This window comes from Paracoccus sp. (in: a-proteobacteria) (assembly GCF_039808215.1).
Classification (GTDB): domain Bacteria; phylum Pseudomonadota; class Alphaproteobacteria; order Rhodobacterales; family Rhodobacteraceae; genus Paracoccus.
In genome coordinates this window covers 1-3,164 of sequence record NZ_JBDHSP010000150.1, presented here as the reverse complement: position 1 = coordinate 3,164, position 3,164 = coordinate 1, and the positions used below count along the sequence as shown (strand labels likewise).

General features: G+C 63.5%; 3 protein-coding genes. 2 read left to right on the top strand and 1 reads right to left on the bottom strand.

Annotation, left to right across the window (positions count from 1 at the left end):
- Window positions 1-363 precede the first annotated feature (363 nt).
- On the top strand, window positions 364-1,626 hold the full coding sequence (locus WMK75_RS18800; RefSeq protein ID WP_036700968.1) for a site-specific DNA-methyltransferase: 1,263 nt from the start codon (window positions 364-366) through the stop codon (window positions 1,624-1,626).
- 219 nt (window positions 1,627-1,845) lie between these two features.
- Entirely contained in the window at window positions 1,846-2,928 is a 1,083-nt protein-coding gene (locus WMK75_RS18795; protein ID WP_081972910.1) for an HNH endonuclease signature motif containing protein, read from the top strand.
- A gap of 13 nt (window positions 2,929-2,941) precedes the next feature.
- On the opposite strand, the gene WMK75_RS18790 is transcribed toward WMK75_RS18795, so the two are convergent.
- The coding region (locus WMK75_RS18790; RefSeq protein ID WP_347269100.1) for a DUF3489 domain-containing protein at window positions 2,942-3,164 on the bottom strand (223 nt) is incomplete at its 5' end.

Below are 3,164 nucleotides of genomic sequence, written 5' to 3'. Positions count from 1 at the left end.
AACGTATGCGGGGGGGCGCAGCGCGGCGGTTCGCTAGCGTGAGGCATTTTCACCGGGGAATCCACTTGGAAGCCACCCGCCGGGCGATCTTCGGAAAACCGACTCATTATCAAAGGCTTGCGGAATCACGATCTGGACGTGCTGGATTCTTTTGCGGAATCCAGGGAATCCACTTCGGGGAAGCCAGGTGGCCGGAAGCCTCCACCGGAAGCCACCTGCGGGGACGCTGTTGAATCCGCGTCATTTTTCCGATTGACAGACCTGCCCCCGTTGACCTACCCCTTGATCATCGAAGAATAGCGCCCGGAGGAACCCCCTCGCGGGCGCTTTCGTTTTCAGCCCCCACATCCCGAGCCCCGCCCCATGGACCTCGTCTTCGCGCCGAGCCAGATCGAAACTTGGCCGATTGCCCGGCTGCGCCCCTATGCCCGCAATGCCAAGATGCACGGGCAGGACCAGGTGGCGAAGATCGCCGCCAGCATGGCCAGGTTCGGGTGGACCATGCCCTGCATGGTCGCCGACGACGGCGAACTGATCGCGGGCCATGGCCGGGTGCTGGCAGCCACCATGCTGGGGCTGACCGAGGTGCCGGTGATCCGGCTCAGCCATCTCGACGAGGCCGAACGCCGGGCATACCGGATCGCCGACAACAAGCTGACGGAACTGGGCGAGTGGAACGAGGCCATACTGCGCGACGAGATCGCGGTGCTTCTGGCAGATGATTTCGACGCGACGCTGCTTGGCTTCAGCGACGATGATCTCGACGCGCTGCTGCGAGATCCCGAGGCGCTGGGCGTCGAGGGCCCTGTCGAGGGCGAGGACGATGTTCCGGACCTGCCGGTCGCGCCGGTGTCGGTTCCGGGCGATCTGTGGCAGCTGGGTGCGCATCGGCTGATCTGCGGCGACAGCACCGCGGCCGATGTTGTCGGGCAGCTGCTGGGCGATATCCGCCCGCTCCTGATGGTGACCGACCCGCCCTATGGAGTGCAATACGATCCGTCCTGGCGCAACCAGGCGGGCGCGGCCAGGACAAAGCGCACTGGCAAGGTGCTGAACGATGACCGGGCCGACTGGCGCGAGGCATGGGCGCTGTTCCCCGGCGACGTCGCCTATGTCTGGCATGGCGCGCTGCATGCCTCGACCGTGGCCGAGAGCCTGGTGGCTGCGGGTTTCGCTATCCGGTCGCAGATCATCTGGGCCAAGGACCGGCTGGTGCTGAGCCGCGGCGATTACCACTGGCAGCATGAACCCTGCTGGTATGCGGTGCGCGCCAAGGGCAAGGGCCACTGGGCTGGGGACCGCAAGCAGACCACGCTGTGGCAGATCGCCAACCGGGATCAGGATGCCGACACGGTCCACGGCACCCAAAAGCCGGTCGAATGCATGCGCCGCCCGATCCTGAACAATTCCAGTCCCGGACAGGCGGTCTACGAGCCCTTCATGGGATCGGGCACCACGCTGATCGCGGCCGAGACCACCGGCCGGGTCTGCTTCGGCGTCGAGTTGAACCCGGCCTATGTCGATGTGGCCGTTGAGCGCTGGCAGTCCTTCACCGGCCAGGAGGCGCTGCTGGCGGAAACCGGTGAGACCTTCGCCTCCATCAGGGCCAAGCGGCACGCGGCATGAACGCGCCCCTCCTGCCCGGCCGGATCGAACATTGGCCGCTGGCGCGACCGCGCCCCTACGCCCGCAATGCAAAGACCCATGATCGCCGCGGAACGCACCGGGCGGCGCTGCTGCGCGGTGGAACTGGACCCGGCCTATTGCGATGTTGCGGTGCGGCGGTGGGAGATGGCGACGGGGCGGACTGCCAGCCGCGATTGACCAGTTGGCTCGAACTTGCGAATGTTTGCCGAGAAGGAGAATGGGAACTCGGCCTACCGCCTTCGGTACTTGAATGGTCGAATTTCCCCGGAGCAGTTGATGCGTAGCCCTTCACCTTCTTCGTCCCGCAACGGTAAGGCTGACCAGCTTATCGACATCTTTGAGCGCGAGATGGAGGTCGAATACCGGGGCGAGCGTTATCGTGTCCGTGACAATGGTTCCGCGCATCGCCTGCCCCAGAAACGGCAGAAGACCAGACCACTTGATGACCAATGGACGTTTGGGCGGCAGGGGTTGTCGACCGGCTACATGTATCTGAGTGGCGTGCCCGTCCATCGGATTGTCTGCGTGGCATTTCACGGCGAGCCACCCACTGATCGACATGTCGTTGATCACATCGACACAAACAGGGCGAACAACCGACCGGAAAACCTGCGGTGGGTCACCCGCCTGGAGAACGTTCTACTCAACGAAATCTCGGCACGGCGCATTGAACTGGTCTACGGCTCGATTGAAGCCTTCTTCGCCGACCCAAGCCAGGTTCAGACCGACAAGGCGTTTCCCGACATATCCTGGATGCGCACCTTGTCGAAGGACGAGGCAGCAGCCGCAAAAGCACATTTGCAGGAATGGGCGAAGAGTGGCGCTGTCCCAAGCGGCGGCGCGCTGGGCGAGTGGCTGTATGGGACAAGAGATCGGGCGAGCTATGAACCGCCACCGGCGGAATATGAATCACTGACGCCGTCCGTCGTGCAGGTCAAATGGAAGGTGCCGACGGAGTTCCCGCTCTGCCCGGAAGCTGTGACCGAAGACGCGCTCCAACGCTACGCGGAAAACCTGAAGTTCGGTCGTGTTTTCGCGCGAAACCATCTCTACCAGAGCTTGGTCGTCCAACATGGCATGACCGAGGACAGTCTCGTGGTCATTACACACGATCCAAGCGACAATGCGATCAAGGACTGGGCGGTCGCGCATGTCGGTGTCCGCGGCGAATTCTTCTACCACCGCAGCGAGCACCAGTATTTTACACTTCAGGGGGCCCTCAAAGCCTTCTGTGAACTGACGGGTGAGAGTTACGACGACTGCATGGACGACTACTGCTGAACGACCTGCTACTTCAGGGGAGCCGGTAAACCGTCCCCCTGCCCTCGACCTTCTCGGCAGCGACGGGCAGGCCCAACTTCTTCTTCAAAGCGCCAGAGATCGAGCCCCGGACAGTATGAGCCTGCCACGAAGTGGCCTCGACCATCTCAGCCACCGTCGCCCCCTCGGGACGCTGCAGCATCGCGATGATCCGCGCCTGCTTGGTGCCCGCGCGGATGGCGACGGGTTTCAGGGTG

Bases quoted from the DNA above. Each gene is read 5' to 3' on its own strand.
- WMK75_RS18800 (WP_036700968.1), top strand. From the start codon at position 364: ATGGACCTCGTCTTCGCGCCGAGCCAGATCGAAACTTGGCCGATTGCC.
- WMK75_RS18795 (WP_081972910.1), top strand. From the start codon at position 1,846: ATGTTTGCCGAGAAGGAGAATGGGAACTCGGCCTACCGCCTTCGGTAC.